The sequence below is a fragment of the Pseudomonas sp. GR 6-02 genome, from assembly GCF_001655615.1.
GTDB lineage: Bacteria > Pseudomonadota > Gammaproteobacteria > Pseudomonadales > Pseudomonadaceae > Aquipseudomonas.
The window spans coordinates 2,984,890-3,007,365 of record NZ_CP011567.1 but is presented as its reverse complement, the minus strand read 5'-3'; the positions used below and the strand labels follow the sequence as shown (position 1 = coordinate 3,007,365).

Genomic DNA, 22,476 nt, shown 5'->3' with positions numbered 1-22,476 from the left:
CTGTCCGGCTTCCTCCGGACAAGCCTGACAGCACAAACCAGCGACAACGGTACAAGGGCGCTGAGATGAACGCCATGACCAATGAGTCACAACCCGACCAGCGGTTTCCAGTTAAGCAGGAATTCTCCCGTGTGCAAGCTCACAAGCTCGAAAGCATCTGCCCAGACGCTTCGCCGGCATCAGCCTATGCTTGTTGATTGCCCCACCCTTTTCATCTGCCCAACAAGGAGTTGAAAAATGTCGCTAACGCTTTACTACCATCCGCTGTCGTCGTACTGCCACAAAGTGCTCATCGCGCTTTACGAAAACGGCATCGAGTTCGACAGAAGAATCATCGATCTCACGGACGCCGCCGACCGCGCAGAGCTTCAGGCATTGTGGCCCATCGGAAAATTCCCGGTACTTCGCGATCATGCTCGTCAACGTAATCTGCCGGAGTCCAGCGTCATCATCGAGTACCTGGATCGCCTGTATCCAGGTGAACAGCGCCTGGTTCCGGACGATTGGGAGACCGCGTTGGAGGTGCGCTTATGGGACCGGTTTTTCGACAATTATCTACAAACGCCGGTCCAACAGATTGTCAGTGATCGACTACACGCGACCAACGGTGATTTGACCAGGGAACGGGCCACACTTGCGACGGCGTACAGCATGCTCGAGCGCCGAATGGCGTCCAGGATCTGGGTGGCCAGCCCGGACTTCAGCCTGGCCGATTGTGCCGCCGCCCCGGCGCTGTTCTATGCCTGCACACTGGTGCCGTTCCCCGACGACTACCAGCACTTGAGCGCCTATTTCGACCGGTTGATACAGCGACCGTCATTCCTGCGGGTGATCGACGAAGCCAGGCCCTGGTTTTCGTTTTATCCGTTTGCGGATCGCCTTGCACAACGGTTTCGTGAGGCGCCGGATAATGCATGACCAGTCATTGGCCGCAATGCGATCCGTAGACAACCCGGCGTTTGCGATGTTGCTGAAGGGGATTCGCAAGGCTGTGCGGGAGGGATGGGGGTCGTAGGAACGGCCCCTGCGACCGGCGGTTTACCGTTGCGCCAACTCATGCCGGATGCATTGCTCATAATACGTTTGCTTGATGCCGGCAGGCTTGAGACGCGAAGGGCTGTTATAGGTTTGCTCCGTGATACCCATGGCCGTCATGCGCATCCACGGCCGGGGAAACTTGCGCGATTGCAGCTTCTTGCGTGCTCCGTAAAGCGTAAGCCCGGAAAGTTTCGAGGCTTGCGCGCCCTCGGCTATTTCCGAGCCCCAGCTGCATACATAGCGAGAGTTCTTGCTCAGTTCCTTTGCCTGGGCTCCAAACGAAATAGCCACCAGGACAAACGTTGCAGTCATCCATACCAAAGTCCGCATATCGCCAATGCCTAACCTGCTGAAAAGAAAGCAAGTTTGACAACGAACCGAAGATCGGGGGGCCAGCAGTTTGCCTCATTTCATCATTGATTCTCTCTGCCAGGCCCGATGTAAAAGATCGATGACCTCTTCATCCGACGTCTGAGAGAAATCCGTGTACCAATAGCCGATTGATACCAGCCAATCGGGGGTGAGCGGGCAAATCAGCTCGTCCACTTCGTCACGCAGCGCCTCTGCCGTTTCCATGGGGGCCACCGGCACGGCAACGACGATGCGCGATGGCGCTTGCAAGCGCACGGCCTGTATCGCGGCCATCATCGTGGCCCCTGTCGCCAGGCCGTCGTCGATCAGAATCACCACTTGATCCTTGAGTGCCAAAGGCTCGCGGGATGCCCGGAATAGCTGCTCGCGACGCAACATTTCCTGCGTTTCCTTCGCCACCACAGCGTCGAGCGTACGCTGGTCGATGCCATTAGCCCGCAGCGCATCGTCATTGACGATTTGAATGCCACCGCTGGCGATAGCGCCCATGGCGAATTCCTGGTGGGACGGCACGCCCAGCTTGCGGACCAGCATCAGGTCCAGGCGAACCTCCAGGGCCGTGGCCACTTCATAGGCGACCGGCACGCCGCCACGGGGCAAGGCGAGGACGATGACATCGGCTCTTTTGGCGTATTTAAGCAGCGACTCCACCAGGCTTCGGCCGGCATCAACCCGGTCATGCAAGATGGTTTGCAATGAAGGACTGTGATTCATCTGAAAACCTCCCTGGGGCGGGAACCCCGAAACGGGCAAGTCAATTTCGCCAAGGATGCTTGCGACTACACCGCTAGAATGCTGCAAGGCACCTGATACAGAATATGTTCGGTCGTGCTGCCGAGCAGTTTCTCCAGACTGCCGTACTGTGTTCTGCCCATCACGATCACATCTATCTGGTGTTCGTGGGCGAACTCACTCAGCGCCGACACCGGATGCCCCGTGATGAAATGCCGGCATTCAGCGGGCACGCCGAACCGGGCGGCCAACTTGAGGAATGAGGTTTCCAGGTCCTTGCGCAATTCCCGGGTAAGCTCCGATAGCGTCAGGCCACCGCCCAGATCCGCCAGAAAAGCGGCCGGAATGTCACACGCGTACAGCAGATGCAACTCGGCATTGCATTGCAGCGCAAGGGCAGACGCCTGCAGGATGATCCGGTCATTGAGTTCGCTGTTCGAAGGCTCGGTATCGACAACATCAACCGCGGCCACCACCTTCTGCGGCAAGGCATGGCTTTCGGCGCCCACCAGATAGACCGGCACCGGACAATGGCGCAACAAACGCCAGTCCAGCGGCGTAAAGAACGCGCGCTTGAGCACGGGTTCATGCTGGACTTGCTTGATCAACAGATCGGGTTGCATTTCCGTGACGTGATCAAGGATGTCCTGGCGCATGTTGTCGGCCCAGGCGACCTCGGTTGTCACCTCGATCCCCCTGCCCTGCATTTTTTCCGCCTGCTCCTTGAGCCAGTCGCGGTGTTCCTGCAGGTAGTTCGCCCGAGCCACTTTCCGGTCGCCCTCTTCGAGCAACGACAGAATGTCCAACGAGGGGATCAGCGCCGCAATATGCAAACTCGCCCCGCTGGCCTTGGCCACGGCAGCGGCATGGTTGAGCGCGGGAGACTGGCGCAGGAGCGGGTTGATGATCAGTAATAACCGTTGATACTGGCTCATGATCTGACTCCGGACAGCGATGGCGTTTTCGCCAGGTCAGCAACCCGGCTTCAGCCCAGACTCCCTCCTTAAAGTCTCTTGGGCCTTGATTTATATCAATCCCCTGTGGGCGTCATTGAAGGTGCCCACTTGGGAAAGAATAGTTCACAACGGTGTTGTGGAAATGCCCACCGGATGGTCGATGGCTCGGGTTTGTTTGTGACTCAAGAATCGGTCACCCAGTCCCAAGAACAAACAACTCCAACATGGCCTCGACAGCATGCACCCGCAAAGACTGACCCTGCACAATGAGTTGCACGCGCGCCCTTCGCTGTATTTCGACGAACCCGCCCACGTGTTTCATTTGGCGTTTCTGGCTAATGACGGGCAATGCGACACCCTGCTGAGTCGCTGCTGCCCCGGCCCCGTCGACCCGGATGCGGCACAGGGCATCACCCGGCTGGAGGGGCATGCCTTGAAGTGGGAGCGGCACGCGGAGTTCCTGACGCTGACACTGGTGGTGCCTTCTTCCAGTCAGGAGCCTGACTGGAGCCAGCCCCCCAAGACCTTGATGGACCGCGTCGAACCCTTCATGCAGCACGTGATCAACGCCGTGCAGATTGTGGTGCGCAACGATGCGTCGTTTTCCGGCGATCTGTCGGCTTATGGATTCAAAGACCCTTGCGGCTCATGCATAGGCGGTGGCGATGCGACGGTCTGGAGCGATTTTCGCCTGAGCGAGGACGGCACTAACCGTTTCCTGTTCGTCAACAAGCGCCTGAATGCCTATCGCCAAGGCCGGATGATCCGCCGTCTGCTGGAAATCGAAACCTACCGCATGATGGCGTCGCTTTCCCTTACCACCGCGAAAACCTTGAGCGCTCAGCTCAACGTCTTCGATAAGACATTGGTCAACCTTTCGGAACGTAACGCCGGCCCCGATACCGGCAATGCGAAAGCGTTGTTGACTGATATCGCCAGTTTGTCGGCGCAAGTGGTCAGCAGCACCGCGAAAACTAGACACCGCTTCAGCGCCACCCAAGCGTATGCCCAGCTGGTTTTCGAGCGTTTGGGCGAACTCAGGGAAACTCACGTGGGCGATTGCCAGCGACTCGGGATCTTCATCGAAAGACGCTTCAAACCTACCGTCAGGTACTGTGACGTCACCGAACAGCGCCTGGAGCAGCTGGCCAAAAGCGTTGCCAACCTCGGGGATCTGCTGCAGGCGCGGGTGCAGGTTGAAATGGAAGAACAGAACTCGGAAATCCTGAGCAGCCTGAACGCTCGCGCCGATACCCAAATCAAAATCCAGCGTGCGGTCGAAGGCTTGTCGATTATCGCCATCACCTATTATTTGCTGAGCCTGTTCAAGCTGTTCTACTCGGGCCTGCATACCCTGGGCGCGGACATTTCCCCGCGGGACGCCATGCTGGCCATGACCCCGCTCGCACTGTGCATCCTGCTGTTTATTTTGATCAGGATCAGAAAGGCCAAAGAACACTGATCAATCGGTTGGCGGCGTTCAAGGCTTGCGCAACAGGTAGGTATCCATGATCCACCCGTTGGCCAACCGCGCAGCCTTGCGCACCCGCTCAATTTCATCGGCCACGTCTTTGAGCTTGCCGCTGATCAGGATTTCATCCGGCGTCCCCAGATAGGCCCCCCAGTAAATGTCTGTCTCCTGATCAGCCACGTGATGGTAGGCATCTTGCGCATCCAGCATTACCACCAGGCTGTCGGCATCGCTTACCTGGCCGGCCGCCAGCCGTCGGCCGGTGGTGATTTCAATCGAGCGGCCGATGCTGTTCAGCGGCACCTTATGTTGCGCCGCCAGCGCCTGCACGCTGGTGATGCCAGGGATCACCTCGAATTCGAACAGACAACGACCGGACGCCAGAATCGCCTGCAGGATCCGAATGGTGCTGTCATACAACGCCGGATCGCCCCACACCAGAAAACCGGCGCACTGATCGTCGGTCATTTCCTCATTGATCAACCGCTCGAACGTCTGCTGCTTGGCACGGTTCAGGTCTTCGACGCTGGCGTTGTAGTCCACATCCCCGCGCTCACGCTCCGGGCTGTGGGCTTCAACGAAGCGGTAGTCGTGATCGGTGATGTAGCGCTCGCAGAGCTCGCGGCGCAGGTCGATCAGTTTGTCTTTGCTCTGGCCTTTGTCCATGAGGAAAAACACGTCGACCCGGTTCAGCGCTTTCACCGCCTGCATCGTGATGTAGTCGGGATTGCCCGCGCCGACACCGATAACCAGAAGTTTTTTCATCACAGCACTCCTTCAGGGTCCATGCCCGTCAAGCGTAACCGCCAGCGACCGTTGAACCGCAACTCGACGGCCGACAACGGTTCGACATCGATCTGGTTGAACCCGGTGCCCTGCAACACCTGCATCAGCGCGGCGCGAATGACAAACGGATGGGTGATGGCAACGATATGCTCCGGTGTCGCCTCAAGGGCTTTCATCCACGCGGCCACTCGCTCACCGAGCTGCGCCACTGACTCTCCACCGTGGGGCGCCGACGTCGGGTCGCTGAGCCAGGCCTGGAGCGTCTCGGGTTCGGATGTTTGCAAATCGTCGATCGACGTGCCCTTCCAGCGTCCGAAATCGCAATCCCCCAATGCCGTGACAATCTCCACGTTGTCGCCAAACAGCTCAGCGGTTTGCCGGGTCCGCCGTTCAGGGCCGCAGAGTAAACGGGGGGCTCGCTTGAACAGACGACAGCGCGAGCCCTTCGCCGATTGCCAATCCATTTCCACGGGTTCATTCGTAGGAAAACGCGCCAGTTTCTGTGCGACGGTTCGAGCGTGACAAATCAGGGTCAAGCGGGTTGCCTGCACGAAGGTTCTCTCTGTCGATGGGATGAAAGATGGCACGATGCCGCGAACAATCGGTTCATTGTGCCGCAAGAAACGCACTCTAGGCGCCTTCCTTGTAGCAGCTGCCGAGCCTGCGAGGCTGCGTTCGGCCGCGTAGCGGTCGTAAAATCAGGCACTGTGATCCGTCAGGCACACTGTGCACTCAGGGTTTACGACTGCTACGCGGCCGAACGCAGCCTCGCGGGCTCGGCAGCTGCTACGGCGTGGGCTCACAACGCCCATTTTATTCCTGAGCTGGGTCGATATCTCACACCTCTATGGGCGATGTCCTACAAAGCCTGTCGACATCCACTCAGCCCCGCACGCACGGGGGTTTTGCCCCATTTTAGTGCTTTCAAAATCCGCACAAAAATTAACTAGACATGTAGCACACGTTACATAAATACTAATTTAGCGTTTTATGAAATGAAACCGACATACCCATCCAGCAGGAGCCCGGATGCCCCCTCTCAGAGACCTGATCACCGAGCCCGGCCTGGACTTCACGCCGTCGGAACGCAAAGTCATACGTGCCTTGCTGGACCAGTACCCGCGTAACGGACTGGGCCCGATGTCACGTCTGGCCGAACATGCCGGTGTCAGCGATCCGACCATCGTGCGGCTGGTAAAAAAACTTGGTTTCAGCGGTTACGCCGATTTTCAGGAAGCCTTGCTCAGTGACATGGATCACCGCCTGCGCTCCCCCAGCACCCTGTTGCAGCCCCGCGCCCAACTCAAAAAAGATGACCCCTGGAGCCATTATCTGGCAGACAGCCATCGGGCACTGGTAGAAACCCAGGCGCTGACCCAGCCTGAAGATGTGCGGATTCTGGTGGAGTGGCTGCTCGACACCCGCCACCAGGTCCACTGCTTTGGCGGTCGCTTCAGCAGTTTCCTCGCCAACTATTTGCTCAATCACCTGCGCCTGTTGCGGCCCGGCTGTTTCGCCCTGGAAGACAACGCCCAATTACCGGACCGGTTGTTTGACGTACAGCGTCAGGACGTATTGCTGGTGTTCGACTATCGCCGCTATCAGTCCCAGGCCCTGCGGGTCGCCAATGCCGCGAAGAGCCGACATGCGCGCGTCGTGTTGTTCACCGACATCTACGCATCACCGCTGCGGGAAATAGCCGACCTGATCATCAGCGCACCGGTGGAATCGGCGTCGGCCTTCGACTCGATAGTGCCGGCGCTGGCCCAGGTTGAAGCACTGATTGCCTGCCTGACCCTGCGCAGCCCCGATCTGGCCGATCGCCTGGAAGGCATCGATGCCCTGCGAGCCGACTTCGACACTCACCTGCTGGAGGATAAATAAGGATGTTCATGCTCCCCCACCATTCGCCCCGGGACTTGCCGTTTGCCGCCGACCACACCGCGCTGTTGCTGGTGGACATGCAACGTGCCTGGCTCGAACCGCAGTTCGACCCGCACCTCAACGAGCCGGATGCCGACTACTTCCTGACCCGCGCCCGCACGCAGGTGGTGCCCAATCAACGCAGGCTGCTCGATGCCTTTCGCAGCGCCCGGCAAAACGTGTTGCACACACTCATCGAAAGCCTCACCGCCGATGGCCGCGACCGTTCGCTGGACCACAAACTCTCGGACATGCACCTGCCCAAGGGCAGCCCGCAAGCGCAAATCATCGAAGAGCTGACGCCGACCGAAAACGAAATCGTGCTGCCCAAGACCTCTTCCGGGGTGTTCAACTCCACCAGCATTGACTACGTGCTGCGCAACCTTGAAACCCGCCACCTGATCATCGCCGGCATCGTCACCGACCAATGCGTCGACATGGCCGTGCGCGACGCCGCCGACCGCGGGTATCTGGTAACGCTGGTCGAAGATGCCTGCGCCACCTACACCGAACAGCGGCATCACGCCTGCCTGAACGCCATCAAGGGCTACTGCTGGATCACCGACACCCAGACTGTGCTTGGCCGGTTGCAGGAGATGCAGCCATGAGCGAACGCCTGTCACCCCTGCCCATGACCACCATTGTCACCACCGACCTGATCGGCGTGACACGCGGCCGTTCCTTCCCCACCGACGAACTCGATGCCTATCAAGTGGCCGGTTGCGGCTGGGTGCCGGCCAATAGCGCCCTGACCCCGCAAGACATCATCGCCGCCAGCAACCCTTGGGGCGCTTATGGGGATTTACGGCTGATTCCCGACTTGAGCAGCCGGGTGACCGTCAACAACGGCCCGGATGCCGACGCCCCGGCGCTGGACTTCATTCACGGCGACATTCGCGAAACCGATGGCCGTCCGTGGGGCGCCTGCCCTCGTACGCTGTTGCGCAACGAAGTGGAGCGCTATCGCGACGAGTTGGGTTTGCAGATCAACGCCGCGTTCGAACACGAATTCAACCTCGACAGCGGCGCGGCGGAGCACCTGGCGTTCTCTCTGGAAGCCCAGCGCCAAGGCGCCGAATTCGGCGGCTGGCTGCTCAGTGCACTGCGAGCCGGCGGCGTCGAACCGGAAATGTTCCTGCCGGAATACGGCAAGCACCAATACGAAATCACCTGCCGCCCGGCCCTTGGTGTCGCCGCCGCCGACCGCGCGGTGAACGTGCGCGAGATCACCCGTGAGATTGCCCGGCAAATGGGCCTCAGCCTGAGTTTCGCCCCCAAGACGGCCGAGCATGCCGTGTGCAACGGCGTGCATTTGCACGTGAGCCTGCAAGACATGGCCGGCCAACCGGTGATGTATGACGCTGGCACCGCCAACGGCCTGTCGACCCTCGGCCAGCATTGGGCCGCCGGCGTTCTGCATTACTTGCCGGCGCTCTGCGCGTTCACCACCCCAACGCCGGTTTCCTATGAACGCTTGCAGCCCCACCACTGGAGCGCTTCCTACGCCTGCCTCGGCCAACGCAACCGCGAAGCGGCGCTGCGGATTTGCCCGACCGTCAGCCTGGGCGGCAAATCCGTGGCGATGCAGTACAACCTGGAATTTCGCGCCATGGACGCCACCGCCTCACCGCACCTGGCCATGGCTGCATTGCTGATCGCCGGGCGCCTGGGTATCGAGCAGCGCCTGGCGTTGAACGCCATCACCGATGAAATCCCTGACTCCCTGAACGAAGAGCAACGCCATGCCCGCGGCATCGTCGCCCTGCCCGCGTCGCTGTCCCGGGCACTGGATTGCCTGCGCAACAGCGAGGCGCTGATCGAAGCCCTGCCGAGCGCGTTACTGGACACCTACTTCGCCCTGAAAACCGAGGAACTGACGCTGACGGAACAGCTCTCGCCCGCCGACCTCTGTGAGCACTATGCGCGCCTGTACTGAATCCGCCGAACTGGGCCTCTACACCCGGCCTGCCTACACCCTGAGCCGGGAAGCTTCCGAGCACCCGCTGATTCTGGTGTGTGAACACGCCAGTCGTTTTATCCCGGACCGGTTAAACGACCTGGGCCTGAGCGAGGAGGCCGCCCGCGAACACATCGCCTGGGACATCGGCGCCCTGGCGCTGGCCGAGGGTTTGGCCGAAGCACTGGGCGCGACCCTGTTGGCGGCCAACTATTCGCGGCTGTTGATCGACCTCAACCGCCCGCGCCACGCGCCGGACAGCATTCCGTTGCAGAGCGAGATTTATCAGGTGCCGGGCAATCGCGATCTGGACGAGGCCACCCGTGAATACCGCCGGCACTGCCTGTTCAAACCGTTTCATGCACGCCTGCAAACCTTGATCGACGCCCGTGTGGAGCAAAATAAACCGGTTCGAGTGGTGGGGATTCACAGTTTCACGCCGATATATTACGGCCAGCCACGATCGCTGGAAGTCGGCGTGTTGTACGGCCAGGCCACGGAATACGCCCAGCGAATGATCGACGGCCTGAGCCGGCACCCATTGAAAGTCGCCGGTAATCAGCCATACAAAGTCGATCCGCTGGGTGACATGACCGTACCGGTTCACGGCGACGCACGCGGGCTGGACTCGGTGCTGATCGAGGTGCGCAACGACCTGCTGCGCACCTCTGAGAACGTCAGTCGCTGGACCGACTATCTGGCGCCGCTGCTATAGCAACAGCTTCAAACTCGCAGCGTGTAGCTGCTTATATCAAGGAGAACGGCTTCATGGACATTGAAGAATTCGGCTACAGGCAAGAGTTGAAACGTAGCCTGTCACTGACCGACCTGGTGGTGTACGGGATGATCTTCATGATCCCCATCGCTCCGTTCGGCGTGTATGGTTACGTCAACGCCGAAGCACCCGGCATGGTGCCGCTGGCCTACATCATCGGCATGGTGGCGATGCTGTTCACCGCCCTCAGTTACGGCAGCATGGCCCGGGCCTTTCCGGTGGCGGGCTCGGTGTATTCCTACGCACAACGCGGCCTCAACCAACATGTCGGGTTTATCGCCGGCTGGCTGATGCTGCTCGATTACCTGCTGATTCCGCCGCTGCTCTACGTATACGCGGCGATGGCGCTGAATCATTTGTACCCGGACATCCCGAAAGTCGGTTTCATCCTGGCCTTTCTGGTCAGCGCCACTTTCGTCAACCTGCGGGGCATCACCTTCACCGCGCGGATGAACATCATCTTCCTGCTGGCGCAACTGGTGGTGCTGGGGATCTTCCTGTTCTACGCCTGGACTGCCTTGCACAGTGGCGGCGGTAACGGTCAGCTGACCCTGGCGCCGCTGTACAACCCCGAAACCTTCAACTTCGCCCTGCTGATGCAAGCGGTGTCGATTGCGGTGCTGTCGTTCCTCGGTTTCGATGCCATTTCCACCCTCGCCGAAGAGATCAAGGGCGATCCGGGCCGCAGCGTCGGCAAGGCTGCGCTGATTACGCTGCTGGTGATGGGCGTGATCTTCGTTGTGCAGACCTGGATCGCCACCGACCTGGCCGCCGGCCTGGGCTTCAAGTCCGCCGACACCGCGTTCTATGAAATCGCCGAAATCGCCGCCGGTAGCTGGCTGGCCACCCTGACCGCCGTGGCCACCGCGCTGGCCTGGGGTGTGGCGGTCGCCATCACCTCCCAAGCGGCGGTTTCGCGACTGCTGTTCGGCATGGCCCGAGACGGCAAACTGCCAAAAGTGCTGGCCAAAGTGCACCCGAAACACAACACACCGTACTTGAGCATTTATCTGGTGGCGGTGCTGTCGCTGGTGATCTGCTACCTGTTCATCAACTCGGTGGACACCCTCACCTCCCTGGTGAACTTCGGCGCCCTGAGCGGCTTCATGCTGCTGCACCTGACCGTGATCAACTACTACTGGCGCCGGCAGCAATCCGGCCAGGTGATCCGTCACCTGATCTGCCCGGTCATCGGCTTCATAATCGTCGCGGCCATCATGTACAACATGGGCGTCGATGCGCAGAAACTCGGCCTGATCTGGATTGCCCTGGGCCTGGTCTATCTGTTCTTCCTCAACAAACTGGGTGCCAGCACCGCACTGCCCGACCCAAGCAACGGCTGACAAGAAAAAGAGCAACGTCTGACATGATTTCAGGCGACTGCCGATTTTACGCGTGGAAACCGACAGTGATAGTCAGGTTCGGTGCAAGCCGCCGAACCCTTTGATACAGGAGTATGTCCATGCTGGTCTTACGTCCAGTCGAGTTAACCGACCTGCCCCAGTTGCAGCAACTGGCGCGTGACAGTCTGGTGGGGGTCACGTCCTTGCCGGACGACACCGAACGCCTGAGGGAGAAAATTCTCGATTCCTGTGCTTCGTTCGAAAAAGACGTCCAGGGCCAAGGTCCGGAGAACTATTTCTTCGTGCTGGAAAACCTGACGACTCGCCGTCTGGTCGGCTGCTCGGAAGTGCTCGCCACCGCCGGGTTCGGCGAGCCGTTCTACAGTTTGCGCAACCGCCATTTCACCAGCGCCTCACGGGAGCTGAACATCGAGCATGGGGTGCCGGCGTTGTCGTTGTGCCAAGACCTCAGCGGTCACTCTTTGCTACGCGGTTTCCATATCGACTCGGCACTGGAGCGCACGCCATTTTCCGAGTTGCTGTCCCGGGCGCGGCTGCTGTTCATCGCCGCCCACCCGGCACGTTTTGCCGAAGCGGTGATCACCGAGATCGTCGGTTACAGCGACGAACAGGGGCAATCGCCGTTCTGGGATGCGCTGGGCAAGCATTTCTTCGATTTGCCTTACGTCGAGGCCGAGCGGCTTTGCGGCCTGCAGAGCCGGACATTCCTCGCAGAATTGATGCCGCAATACCCGATCTACGTGCCGATGCTGTCGCAGGCTGCGCAAGATTGCATCGGCCGGATCCACCCCGATGGCCAGGAGGCCTTCGACATTCTGGAGCGCGAAGGCTTCGAGACCAACAGCTACATCGACCTGTTCGACGGCGGCCCGACGCTGTACGCCCGCACCTCAAGCATTCGTTCCATCGCCCAGAGCCAGGCCGGCACGGTGCAGACGGGCTCGCCCATCGACGCCCGTGGCAGTTACCTGGTGAGCAACGATTCGTTGAAGGACTACCGCGCCATCGTCGCCGAACTGGACTACTGCGCCGGGCAACCTATCGCCTTGAGCGCCGAGATGTGCGCGGCCTTGAACGTGACCGACGCCAGTGCGATCCGGCTGATCGCCCTGTGAGTGGCAACCGGCCCCGAGCCCAACGACAGCGCCCGAGCAGGCGCGAAGAAGGAGCTGCATCATGATTTTGCGCCCGGTTCAAATGACCGACCTGCCCGCTTTACTGGATTTGGTACAACGGGCCGGCCCCGGGTTCACTACCCTGCCGGCCAACGAAGAGCGCCTGACCCACCGGGTGCGCTGGGCCCAGCGGACTTTCGCCGAACAGGTCGAGCGCGCGGATGCCGACTACCTGTTTGTGCTCGAAGACGATGATCAGCAAGTGGTCGGCGTCAGTGCCCTGATCGGGGCCGTCGGTCTGCGTGAGCCCTGGTACAACTACCGGGTCGGGCTCACGGTCAGTTCATCGCCGGACCTGGGCATTCAGCGCCAGATCCCCACGTTGTTCCTCAACAACGAAATGACCGGGCAATCGGAAATCTGCTCGTTGTTTCTGCGACACGATCAACGTTATGGCAGCAATGGTCGATTGCTGTCGCTGGGGGGACTGCTGTTCGTTGCCGAATTCCCCCAGCTGTTCGGCGACAAGCTCATCGCCGAACTGCGCGGCAGTGCCGACGAACATGGCTGCTCACCGTTCTGGGACAGCCTGGGCCGGCACTTCTTCAAGATGGATTTCAGCCATGCCGATCACTTGTCGGGGCTGGGCAGCAAAGCGTTCATCGCCGAACTGATGCCGCGCCAGCCGCTCTACACCTGCCTGCTCACCGAACAGGCCCAGGCGGTGATCGGCAAGCCCCACCCCAACACCGAACCGGCGCTGAAGATCCTCACCGCCGAGGGGTTTGCCCATAAGGGTTACATCGACATCTTCGACGCAGGCCCGGTGATCGAAGCCCCGGTGTCGAGAATCCGCGCGGTGCGCGACAGCCAATCACTGGTGCTGGCCATCGGCACGCCCGACGACCAGGCCCCGGTATGGCTGATCCACAACCGTCGCCTGGAAAACTGCCGCATCACCACCGCCCGGGCGCGGCTGGTGGGCAATAGCCTGGTGGTCGACCGCCTCACCGCCAAACGCCTGCAATTGCAACCCGGCAGCTCGGTACGCGCGGTGCCGCTGCTCAACCAACAGCAGCAAGCGGTAGCGGCGTGAGCGGAAAAGATCTTGCGTTCACTTGCCAAAAAAATTCGTCATCATCCTTTACCCGCCCGCGTGATAGCCTTTTGTTCCTTCGGCGTTGACACTTTTGCTCAAGCCCTTCCATTCCTTTATATGGTGGAACTCGTATGTCCAGGCTTTCTCACCAAGATTTACGCCGTAATTTCCGCCAACTGCTCGCTTCCGGCATCTGCTACCACACGGCCTCTGTCTTCGACCCGATGTCGGCACGCATCGCCGCCGACCTGGGTTTTGAGGTGGGAATCCTGGGTGGTTCGGTGGCGTCGTTGCAGGTATTGGGCGCCCCCGATTTTGCGTTGATCACCCTCAGTGAGTTCGCCGAACAGGCCACCCGCATCGGCCGAGTGGCGCAATTGCCGGTCATTGCCGACGCCGACCACGGCTACGGCAACGCGCTCAATGTCATGCGCACCATCGTCGAACTCGAACGCGCCGGCGTGGCCGCCCTGACCATCGAAGACACCCTGCTACCGGCGCAATTCGGTCGCAAGTCCACCGACCTGATCACGGTCGCCGAAGGTGTCGGCAAGATCCGCGCGGCGCTGGAAGCCCGGGTCGATTCGGAAATGGCGATCATCGCCCGCACCAACGCAGGGATCCTGCCGGTCCAGGAAATCATCAGCCGCACCCAGCATTACCAACAGGCCGGGGCCGACGGGATTTGCATGGTGGGCGTGCAGGATTTCGATCATCTGGAACAGATCGCCGAACACCTGAGCGTACCGCTGATGCTGGTCACCTACGGCAACCCGCTGCTGCGCGACGACAAACGCCTGGCCGAATTGGGCGTGCGCGTCACCATCGACGGCCATGGCGCCTACTTCGCCGCCATCAAAGCCACTTACGACAGCCTGCGCGAACAACGCCAGATCTTCACCCAAGCCTCCGACCTGAACGCCACCGAACTGACGCATACCTATACGCAGCCGGAGGACTACATTCGTTGGGCCAAGGAGTTCATGAGCGTTAAAGAGTGACGGCACAAGCGCCCTCACCACAGCGCTCGCGCGTCTGTGGTGAGGTTGAGGTCAAGCCATGTGCGCTTCTTTCGATTCGACCTCCGGCGTCACTTCAAACCGATCCGCCAGAAACGGTGTGATATCCAGCGGCAACGGCTCGTTATTCACCAGTTTGTCCAGCACCACGCCGGTAATCGCCGAGGTCAGGATGCCGGTGCGGAAATGTCCGCAGGCATTGAGGTAACCCTGCACCCCTTTCATCGGCCCGAGAATCGGCAGTTCGTCTGGCGAACCAGGACGTAACCCGGCCCAGCAACGTTTCAGGTTGATGTCGGCGAGCGCCGGAATGCAGCGCACTGCGCCTTGCACCAGGCTGCTGATTTCCGGGTAGGTGGTGGTCACGTCAAAACCTTTGTCTTCGGTGGTGCTGCCGATCAGGATTTCGCCATTGTCTTTCTGCGCCACGTAACAGTCGCTGGTGGTCAGGCAACCGCGCAGGATCTTCGGCATGCGCTCGGTCAGCAGGATCTGGCCCTTCACCGGTTTCACCGGAATGCGAATGCCGGTGGCCTGCTCGCTGAGGTCGGCGGCCCACGCACCCGCAGCGTTGATCAGCGTATCGCAACGGAACACACCGGCCTCGGAGGTCTGCACGCCAGTGACCTGCGAGCCGTGATGCAGCACCCCGGTGACGTTGGTGTTGAAGTACAGGTCCACACCGTTTTGCCGCGCGCCTTCGGTGTAGGCATCGGCCAGGCGGAACGGGCTGACCTGATGGTCGCAGAGAAACTCCAGCGCCCCCCTCGCCTCATGGCTGACACTTGGCTCGGCTTCGCGCAGTGCCGCTTGATCGAGCCAGCGCACCTGATCCGCCAGGTGCGGAATGCACGCCACGATGTGCTCGGCGTAGAGCCGGTCTTCATCGTCGTAGATCACGAATTTCAAGCCGGTCTTCTCGAACTTGAAATCCATCCCGTGATTGTCCTGCAGCTCCCGGTGCAAATCCGGGTACATCGCGTTGGACTGCAAGGCTAAATCGAAGAACGACTGCGGCAGGATATGCGGCGTGCTGGAGTCCACCGCCACCGCCGCACCCTGGGCTTCGCGCTTGCGATTGGCCGACATCATGCGGAAGAAAATCACCCCGCAGCCCAAGCCCACCGACTCACCGATCGCCCACAAGCCACCGGCCGAAGCACGGGTCGCGTTGCCGGGTCGCTTGGCGTCGATCAGCGCGACTTTCAGGTGTTTGCGCTTGGATAACTGATAGGCGCAGGACGCCCCGATCACACCGCCGCCGGCGATGATCACGTCGTAGAACTTACTCATGGCTTGCAGCCTCCGTGCCGACAGACTGGAATGCTGAAAAAGGAATCGGGTCGACGGGAAAGCGCGGTCGCAACCAGCCCACATCTCGCCGTCCGGTGGCTTCGCGCAAACGGTCGGTGCAATAACCGACGCACATCCGCCCCTGACAGTCGCCCATGCTCACGCGGGTACGCATTTTCAGGCTGGCCAGGTCTTGCACACCCTGCTCCAGCGCCCGATCGATGTCGGCGCGGGTCGCGTGCTCACAGCGGCAAATCACCGTGTCGGCGACCGGCAATGCGGTCTGCCCGGCACCGCGTTCGGTGTAACGGTCGACGGCGGCGCGAAAGCGCACGATGGACTTGAGTTTCGACAGGTAGCGGTCACGTCTGACCCGCGCCAGCTCCGCATCCAGCACGTCACGTTGCAGTAGGATCGACACTGCTGCGATTCGTCCCGCGAGCATGGCCGCCTCGCCTCCGCGAATTCCGCCCATGTCACCGGCCAGATGCACATGGGGTTCGCTGCTTTGCTGCCAGACATTGGCGCTGGCCCGCAGGTAGCCGTCATCGCTGAAGCCGTGGTCCAGGCCCATTTGCTGGCTGAGTTGAGTGCGAGGAATGAAGCCATAGCCGACCGCCAGGGTCTGCGCGGCAATCCGTTCGGCGCGGCTCAGGTCTGGCTCCCAGGTGCTGGAGTACGGCGCAACGGTCACTGATTTCAACTCTTCCTCGCCTTGAGCCTCGACCACGCCCCAACCATAGTGCATGGGAATGCCGTGCAGTTTCAGGTATGCGAGCATGCTCAAACCGTCGAGGAACAACTGCGGTTTATTCAATAGTGCGAGGCTTTCCCGGGCGATCTTGCCGAACGCACACGCCTCGTAGACCCCTGCGACGCTCACCCCCGAAGCGTGCAGTTGGCAGGCCACCAGCGGCAACAGCGGACCGGTGCCGGCGATCACCACCGGCCCCTGGGGTTGAACGACGCCGCTCTTGATTTGCAGTTGCAAACCACCCAGCAGAATCACCCCAGGCAAGGTCCAGCCGGGGAACGGTACGCTGCGCTCATGGCAACCGGCAGCCAACAGCAGCTGCGGGTATTGGACCTCCTGCAAATGCTCATTGACGTCCAGCACCACCAGCGCCCGGGTGCCTTCGGCGCCGACCACGCGGTGGTTCAAGCGCACGTCGATCAGGCCCGACTGCTCGTGGAATTCTCCATGCAGTTTGGCCAGCACTTCCGAATAGCGTGGCCCCAGGTAATCCAGTTGCACGTTATCGCGCAAGGGGCCGCGATAGACCACCCCGCCAAGACGCGAAGCCTCTTCGAGCAAGGTACAACGCACACCATGGCGCGCCAGTTCAATGGCCGCGGCCATACCCGCCGGCCCGCCGCCGACGATCACCGGTTGCAGGCTCATAAAACCTCCTGCCCGGCGATACGGTTGACCCGGGTTTCGATGCGCATGCCCTCACGCACGATCGTCTGGCAGGCACGCCGTTTGTGGCGCCCATCGATTTTCACCAGGCAGCATTGGCACACGCCCATGCCGCAATAGGCACCGCTGATTTGATCGTGATCGTTACGGGCCACCTGGCGAATGCCCAGTGACTGAATGACCGTCAGGACGGTTTCGCCGATGGCGGCGCTGACAGTCTGGCCATTGATGCACACAGTCATATCCGCCCGCACCAGTGGCTGGATATCGAAGGTTCGGTTTATACGTTGCATTGCGATTGTTCATCCGTGAAAGGTTCAGGTGAGATTCTTCAGCTCCATGCTGCACTACACCTTGCGGGCCACCTGACTAATAACAACGAGAAGGTCTGCACTGGTACTTCGACAACGCATCAGCTGCGCGTCCAAGCAATGTAGTCAATACCGCGAGATGGGGCTGGATCTTTTTATGTTAGGAAATATCGCCGAAGGAAATATTGATCCAGGCCAGTGAAAACACCTGCGTCCTATCCAACATCGACGCTAAGCATTGCGCTAAGCGTTTTTTGGCTGCAAACGAATTACTTGCGCTTGTAACTCTTGTTGCCGCTGGGCGTCAGGCAATACACCCCGCCTCTTGGCCCGGTGCAGAACGTACCGGTACCGCAGGCGCAGCCTTCGGTTTCCTGTAACAGCGTCTGCGGCCGCGCCTGGCTTTTAGTGCCAAACATCGCCGAACAGCTTTTCTTTGAACCGCTGATGGAGCCGTCATTGCACAGGAACAGATCGCCGTCGCAACGATCGATACCGCCCTTCTTCCCCGAACACGGCGTATTGGCAGCCCAGGCGGATGAACCGAACAGGCACAACAGCACAAATATTGGCATCCAGCCACGAACCATTAAAGTGCGCACAGTGCAGCTTCCATTTAGAGTCATGGCTGGATGATATCAATGTTGCGACCAGCCTCACGAGACCACATGAAAGTTAATTTAATCAGCCGCATGTAATTCTTGGCAAAATGCCTCAACTTCGTATTGAACCGATTATCAGGCAAGCCCTATGACCCGTATTTTGACCATCGAAGACGACGCCGTGACCGCCCGGGAAATCGTCGCCGAACTGAGCAGCCACGGCCTCGAAGTGGATTGGGTCGACAATGGCCGTGAAGGCCTGGAGCGCGCCGTCAGCGGCGACTACGACCTGATCACCCTCGATCGCATGCTGCCGGAGCTCGATGGCCTGGCGATTGTCACCACCTTGCGCACCATGGGCGTGGCCACGCCGATCCTGATGATCAGCGCCCTCTCCGACGTCGATGAACGCGTGCGTGGCTTGCGCGCCGGCGGCGACGATTACCTGACCAAACCATTCGCCACCGATGAAATGGCCGCCCGGGTCGAAGTCTTGCTGCGCCGGCAGAACACCGTGACCGCCCAGGCCACCACGTTGCGCGTGGCCGATCTGGAGCTGAACCTGATCAGCCACGAGGCCAGACGCAACAGCCAGTTGCTGACGCTGTTGCCCACCGAGTACAAGTTGCTGGAATTTCTGATGCGCAACACCGGGCAGATTCTGTCGCGGATGATGATTTTCGAAGAAGTATGGGGTTATCACTTCGACCCCGGCACCAACCTGATCGACGTGCACATCGGCCGTCTGCGCAAGAAAATCGACCCGCCAGGCAAAGCCCCACTGATTCGGACCGTGCGAGGCTCGGGTTATGTCATTGCTGAACCCCTCTAAAGGCTGGCGTTCCTCCAGCAGCCGTTTGCTGGCGCTTTACAGTTCGCTGTTCGTCGCCTGGAGCGCGATTCTCATGGGGGTCATGTATTACGAGGTGTCCAACTACCTCGACACCCTCGCCAAACACTCGCTGATGCAACGTCAGCATCTGTTTTCACGCTTCCAGGGCGAGCAACTGGTGGATGCCCTCGCCGCCAGCATGACCTTCGACATTCGCGGCATCGATGCCTATGGCCTGTTCGATGACCAGCAGCGCTACCTCAGCGGCGCCTTGCGCCAGATCCCCGAAGAACTGCCGCTGGACGGCAAAATTCACATGCTCGGCGATTGCGCCGAATCCGACGACCCGACCCTGCCCGCCGACAGCTGCGACGCCGTCGCGACCCGAACCCTGGACGGCCGCTGGCTGGTGCTGGTGCGGGACAACGGTTCGTTGTTTGCCGTGACCCGGATCATCCTGCACGCGCTGTTGTGGGGCGTGTCGCTGACGATTTTGCCGGGCATCGCCGGCTGGCATTTATTGAGACGGCGCCCGCTGCGGCGGATCCGGGCGATCCAGGCCAGCGCCGAAGCCATCGTCGCCGGCGACCTGACCCGGCGCCTGCCGTTGTCCAATCGCCGTGACGAACTGGACATGCTCGCCGCCATCGTCAACGCCATGCTCGAACGCATCGAGCGCTTGATGCATGAGGTCAAGGGCGTGTGCGACAACATCGCCCATGACCTGCGCACGCCGCTCACTCGTCTGCGGGCGCAGCTGTACCGGATTCAGCAGCAGGCCGATGAAGGCTCGACGCTGGCCGTGCAACTGGATTCGGTGCTCGGCGAGGCGGACACCTTGATGGCGCGTTTCCGTGGCTTGTTGCGGATTTCCGAACTGGAGGATCGCCAGCGCCGTTCGGGGTTCGTGCGACTGGACCCGGTGCCGTTGCTGCGGGAGTTGCATGACTTTTATCTGCCGCTGGCGGAAGAAGGCGAACTGACCTTTGAACTGCAAATGCCCGAATCCTTGCCCGGGCTCAACGGCGACCGCGCTCTGCTGTTTGAAGCCGTGGCGAACTTGCTGAGCAACTCGATCAAATTCACCCCGCCAGGTGGCCAGGTGATTTTGCGTGGGGTGAATGACGCGGGGCACACGCGCATTGAAGTGCTCGACTCCGGCCCCGGGATTGCGCCGGCCGAGCGCGAGGCGGTGTTTCAGCGTTTCTATCGCGCCGAAGGCGGCAACCCGCAAAGCGGATTCGGGCTGGGCCTGTCGATCGTAGCCGCGATTGCCAGCCTGCATGGGTTTACGCTGGAGGTGGACAGCAGTGAGTTAGGGGGTGCGCGGTTGGTGCTCGATTGCCGGCAGAACCTGATTCCCCAGGCTTGACCCAATCTCCATAACAAAGAAGATCAATGTGAGAGCGGCCCCCTCGCCACAGGGCCACTTCCCACAGCGGATTTATGCTGTTATCGGGCCAGGGCTCGACTCAATACCCGGGAACCTCGCGCAAAAACTCTGACAGGTCGGTGATCGGCGGTATGGCCGGAATGTCGAAGTACATCTGAATCACCCAGCCCCGGTGATAGCTGGCGTGGTTGACCACATGCAACAGCATGGCGCCGGCACTCATGACCCCGCTTTCCCCCGACATGGAGGTGAATTCGATGGGTTTATCCAGCGACTCCTCGGTCTGGGCCGAGCTCCAGCCACAGAACCATTGATCAATCTCCTGTTGCGCCATTCGCAACTCGGCGAGCTCGGTATGGAGCAGGCCATGGGAGGTCTTGAAGTCGTGCCCCCGGCCCTCCAGATGAGCTTGCCAGATGCAATCCACCACATAGGTGTGGTTCAAGGCGCCGATCATGTTATTGAACACCGACACCCGTTTGCGATTGAGTTCCTCAGGTGGCAGCGCCATGAGGCTGTCGAAGAGTCGCTGATCGGCCCAGCGCTTGTAATCGGCGAGCATGCGGGCAGTGCGTACGTTGATCATCAGAGATCTCCCATGGCGATGGGCGCATTGCCAAGAATAGTCCTCGCAGCTGGTTGCAGCCTAAACCCTGATCATCGGTTGCGCCGCACGACTTTGTAGCAGCTGCCGAAGGCTGCGTTCGGCTGCACAGCAGTCGCTAAACCATACGCTGCGGGTGGGTCAGATAAACCACGTGCGCAGGATTCACGACTGCTGCGCAGCCGAACGCAGGCTTCGCCAGCTGCTACAGCGTTTCATTGCGAATTAAACGCTGCACCACCCGTTCGGCCAGCGCCAGGCAACTGGTCAGCCCCGGCGATTCGATGCCGAACAAGTTAACCAAACCCGGTACGCCGTGAACGTCCGGGCCGCTGATGATGAAGTCGGCGGCCGGCTCGGTCGGCCCGCTGATTTTCGGGCGGATGCCGCTGTAGGCCGGTTGCAGACTGTCATCGGGCAACGCCGGCCAGTAGCGCCGGATCGCCTGATAGAAGCCTTCGCCACGATGGGGGTCGACGCGATAATCGATCTGCTCGACCCATTCGACATCCGGCCCGAAACGGGCCTGACCACCCAGGTCCAGGGTCATGTGCACGCCCAGCCCGGCGCTTTCCGGTGCTGGATAAACCAGATGCCGGAACGGCGCCGGGCCACTGAAACTGAAGTAACTGCCCTTGCACAGCCAAGCCTTGGGCACGTGCCGCGCCGGCAAGCCTTCGATCCGGCTCGCCACCTCTGGCGCAGACAGTCCGGCGCAGTTGATCAGTTCACGACAGCTCAAGGTCATCGGCTGAGTCCCCCCCATGTGCAGCTCGAAACCCTGTTCGGTACAACGGGCCGATGTAAGCGGCGTATGAAAGGCCACCGAGGTGCCCCAGGCTTCGGCATCGGCCTGAAGCGCCAGCATCAAGGCATGAGAATCGACAATCCCGGTAGACGGTGACCAAAGCGCTGCAACACAAAACAACGCCGGCTCAAGCGCTCGTGCCTGACCGGCATCCAGTAATTGCAGGTCATCGACACCGTTGCGCCGGCCTTGCTCCAGCAACGCCTGCAAGGCATGGCGCTGACGGTCATCGGTGGCCACGATCAGCTTGCCGAGGCGCCGGTAATCGACACCGCGCTCATCGCAGAAGGTATACAGGCGTTGCTTGCCCTCCACGCACAATTGCGCCTTGAGACTGCCGCTCGGGTAATAGATCCCGGCGTGGATCACTTCCGAATTGCGCGAGCTGATGCCCACGCCAATCCCCTCGCCCGCCTCGACCAGGATCACTTCTCGTCCGGTCCGGGCCAAGGCTCTGGCCACCGCCAGGCCGACCACGCCAGCCCCGACTACCACGCATTCGATATCGACGCTCACCTGCCCTCCACTCATTCAAGCCAGCCCTGGATGCGATAATCGATCAGGCTGGAGGATATCGCCAGCATGACTTCATACGGTCTGCTACGT

At 60.5% G+C, this 22,476-nt stretch carries 23 protein-coding genes; 12 read left to right on the top strand and 11 right to left on the bottom strand.

The genetic code is table 11. The annotated features are described in order from the left end of the window. Positions 1-237: 237 nt before the first annotated feature. Positions 238-918: a glutathione S-transferase family protein gene (locus tag PGR6_RS13315; protein WP_018928996.1), complete on the top strand. Its 681-nt coding sequence runs from the start codon at positions 238-240 to the stop codon at positions 916-918. Between the two features lie 120 nt (positions 919-1,038). Here PGR6_RS13315 and PGR6_RS13310 read toward each other — a convergent pair whose 3' ends face one another. From PGR6_RS13310 to PGR6_RS13300, 3 genes are all read right to left on the bottom strand, one after another. Beyond that, positions 1,039-1,368: a hypothetical protein gene (locus PGR6_RS13310; protein WP_018928995.1), complete on the bottom strand. Its 330-nt coding sequence runs from the start codon at positions 1,366-1,368 to the stop codon at positions 1,039-1,041. Between the two features lie 75 nt (positions 1,369-1,443). Continuing rightward, positions 1,444-2,124 (bottom strand): phosphoribosyltransferase, encoded by a 681-nt coding sequence (locus tag PGR6_RS13305; RefSeq protein WP_064617621.1) that lies wholly within the window; start codon positions 2,122-2,124, stop codon positions 1,444-1,446. Positions 2,125-2,189: 65 nt separating this feature from the next. Then, positions 2,190-3,077 carry a universal stress protein gene (locus tag PGR6_RS13300; protein WP_064617619.1) on the bottom strand — a complete coding sequence of 296 codons (888 nt, stop codon included), beginning with the start codon at positions 3,075-3,077 and terminating at the stop codon, positions 2,190-2,192. 259 nt (positions 3,078-3,336) lie between these two features. On the opposite strand from PGR6_RS13300, the gene PGR6_RS13295 reads away from it, so the two are divergent. Beyond that, entirely contained in the window at positions 3,337-4,560 is a 1,224-nt protein-coding gene (locus tag PGR6_RS13295; RefSeq protein WP_064617617.1) for a DUF3422 domain-containing protein, read from the top strand. Positions 4,561-4,578: 18 nt separating this feature from the next. Here PGR6_RS13295 and cobF read toward each other — a convergent pair whose 3' ends face one another. Both cobF and PGR6_RS13285 read right to left on the bottom strand, forming a co-directional pair. Beyond that, positions 4,579-5,334, bottom strand: a complete 756-nt coding sequence (gene cobF, locus PGR6_RS13290; protein ID WP_064617614.1) for a precorrin-6A synthase (deacetylating) — start codon at positions 5,332-5,334, stop codon at positions 4,579-4,581. After that, complete coding sequence (locus PGR6_RS13285) at positions 5,334-5,906, bottom strand: histidine phosphatase family protein (RefSeq protein WP_064621266.1); 573 nt, start codon at positions 5,904-5,906, stop codon at positions 5,334-5,336. Before PGR6_RS13285 ends, cobF begins: the two co-directional genes overlap by 1 nt. Positions 5,907-6,384: 478 nt before the next feature. Between PGR6_RS13285 and PGR6_RS13280 the strand changes: the two genes are divergently transcribed. From PGR6_RS13280 to PGR6_RS13245, 8 genes are all read left to right on the top strand, one after another. Next, positions 6,385-7,239, top strand: coding sequence for a MurR/RpiR family transcriptional regulator (locus tag PGR6_RS13280; RefSeq protein ID WP_018928989.1), 855 nt, complete (start codon positions 6,385-6,387; stop codon positions 7,237-7,239). A 2-nt stretch (positions 7,240-7,241) separates the two neighbouring features. Beyond that, positions 7,242-7,886 (top strand): isochorismatase family cysteine hydrolase, encoded by a 645-nt coding sequence (locus PGR6_RS13275; protein WP_064617612.1) that lies wholly within the window; start codon positions 7,242-7,244, stop codon positions 7,884-7,886. Next, positions 7,883-9,214: a glutamine synthetase family protein gene (locus PGR6_RS13270; RefSeq protein WP_064617610.1), complete on the top strand. Its 1,332-nt coding sequence runs from the start codon at positions 7,883-7,885 to the stop codon at positions 9,212-9,214. The genes PGR6_RS13275 and PGR6_RS13270 overlap by 4 nt, the downstream gene beginning before the upstream one ends. Then, on the top strand, positions 9,198-9,950 hold the full coding sequence (locus PGR6_RS13265) for an N-formylglutamate amidohydrolase (RefSeq protein WP_064617608.1): 753 nt from the start codon (positions 9,198-9,200) through the stop codon (positions 9,948-9,950). The genes PGR6_RS13270 and PGR6_RS13265 overlap by 17 nt, the downstream gene beginning before the upstream one ends. A gap of 53 nt (positions 9,951-10,003) precedes the next feature. Next, positions 10,004-11,353 carry an APC family permease gene (locus tag PGR6_RS13260; protein WP_064617606.1) on the top strand — a complete coding sequence of 450 codons (1,350 nt, stop codon included), beginning with the start codon at positions 10,004-10,006 and terminating at the stop codon, positions 11,351-11,353. Positions 11,354-11,472: 119 nt separating this feature from the next. After that, a complete protein-coding gene (locus PGR6_RS13255) occupies positions 11,473-12,489 on the top strand; it encodes an arginine N-succinyltransferase (RefSeq protein WP_064617605.1) in 1,017 nt (338 codons plus the stop codon). A gap of 61 nt (positions 12,490-12,550) precedes the next feature. Next, entirely contained in the window at positions 12,551-13,585 is a 1,035-nt protein-coding gene (gene astA / locus PGR6_RS13250; RefSeq protein ID WP_064617603.1) for an arginine N-succinyltransferase, read from the top strand. 134 nt (positions 13,586-13,719) lie between these two features. After that, on the top strand, positions 13,720-14,589 hold the full coding sequence (locus PGR6_RS13245) for an isocitrate lyase/PEP mutase family protein (protein ID WP_018928982.1): 870 nt from the start codon (positions 13,720-13,722) through the stop codon (positions 14,587-14,589). 51 nt (positions 14,590-14,640) lie between these two features. Here the strand turns inward: PGR6_RS13245 and hcnC are convergent, their stop codons facing one another. The 4 genes from hcnC to PGR6_RS13225 all read right to left on the bottom strand — a co-directional run bounded on the left by hcnC (position 14,641) and on the right by PGR6_RS13225 (position 18,221). Then, positions 14,641-15,900: a cyanide-forming glycine dehydrogenase subunit HcnC gene (gene hcnC, locus PGR6_RS13240; RefSeq protein WP_064617600.1), complete on the bottom strand. Its 1,260-nt coding sequence runs from the start codon at positions 15,898-15,900 to the stop codon at positions 14,641-14,643. Continuing rightward, entirely contained in the window at positions 15,893-17,302 is a 1,410-nt protein-coding gene (gene hcnB / locus PGR6_RS13235; RefSeq protein ID WP_064617598.1) for a cyanide-forming glycine dehydrogenase subunit HcnB, read from the bottom strand. Before hcnB ends, hcnC begins: the two co-directional genes overlap by 8 nt. After that, positions 17,299-17,613: a (2Fe-2S)-binding protein gene (locus PGR6_RS13230; RefSeq protein WP_018928979.1), complete on the bottom strand. Its 315-nt coding sequence runs from the start codon at positions 17,611-17,613 to the stop codon at positions 17,299-17,301. The genes hcnB and PGR6_RS13230 overlap by 4 nt, the downstream gene beginning before the upstream one ends. Positions 17,614-17,900: 287 nt before the next feature. Further along, positions 17,901-18,221 (bottom strand): hypothetical protein, encoded by a 321-nt coding sequence (locus PGR6_RS13225; RefSeq protein ID WP_064617596.1) that lies wholly within the window; start codon positions 18,219-18,221, stop codon positions 17,901-17,903. A 160-nt stretch (positions 18,222-18,381) separates the two neighbouring features. On the opposite strand from PGR6_RS13225, the gene PGR6_RS13220 reads away from it, so the two are divergent. Beyond that, a complete protein-coding gene (locus PGR6_RS13220; RefSeq protein WP_064617594.1) occupies positions 18,382-19,065 on the top strand; it encodes a response regulator transcription factor in 684 nt (227 codons plus the stop codon). Next, positions 19,043-20,437, top strand: coding sequence for a sensor histidine kinase (locus tag PGR6_RS13215; protein WP_018928976.1), 1,395 nt, complete (start codon positions 19,043-19,045; stop codon positions 20,435-20,437). The genes PGR6_RS13220 and PGR6_RS13215 overlap by 23 nt, the downstream gene beginning before the upstream one ends. Positions 20,438-20,537: 100 nt before the next feature. Here PGR6_RS13215 and PGR6_RS13210 read toward each other — a convergent pair whose 3' ends face one another. Together PGR6_RS13210 and PGR6_RS13205 are read right to left on the bottom strand one after the other, a co-directional pair. Beyond that, positions 20,538-21,044: a DinB family protein gene (locus PGR6_RS13210; protein WP_018928975.1), complete on the bottom strand. Its 507-nt coding sequence runs from the start codon at positions 21,042-21,044 to the stop codon at positions 20,538-20,540. 223 nt (positions 21,045-21,267) lie between these two features. Continuing rightward, positions 21,268-22,386, bottom strand: coding sequence for an NAD(P)/FAD-dependent oxidoreductase (locus tag PGR6_RS13205; RefSeq protein WP_018928974.1), 1,119 nt, complete (start codon positions 22,384-22,386; stop codon positions 21,268-21,270). Between the last annotated feature and the right edge of the window lie 90 nt (positions 22,387-22,476).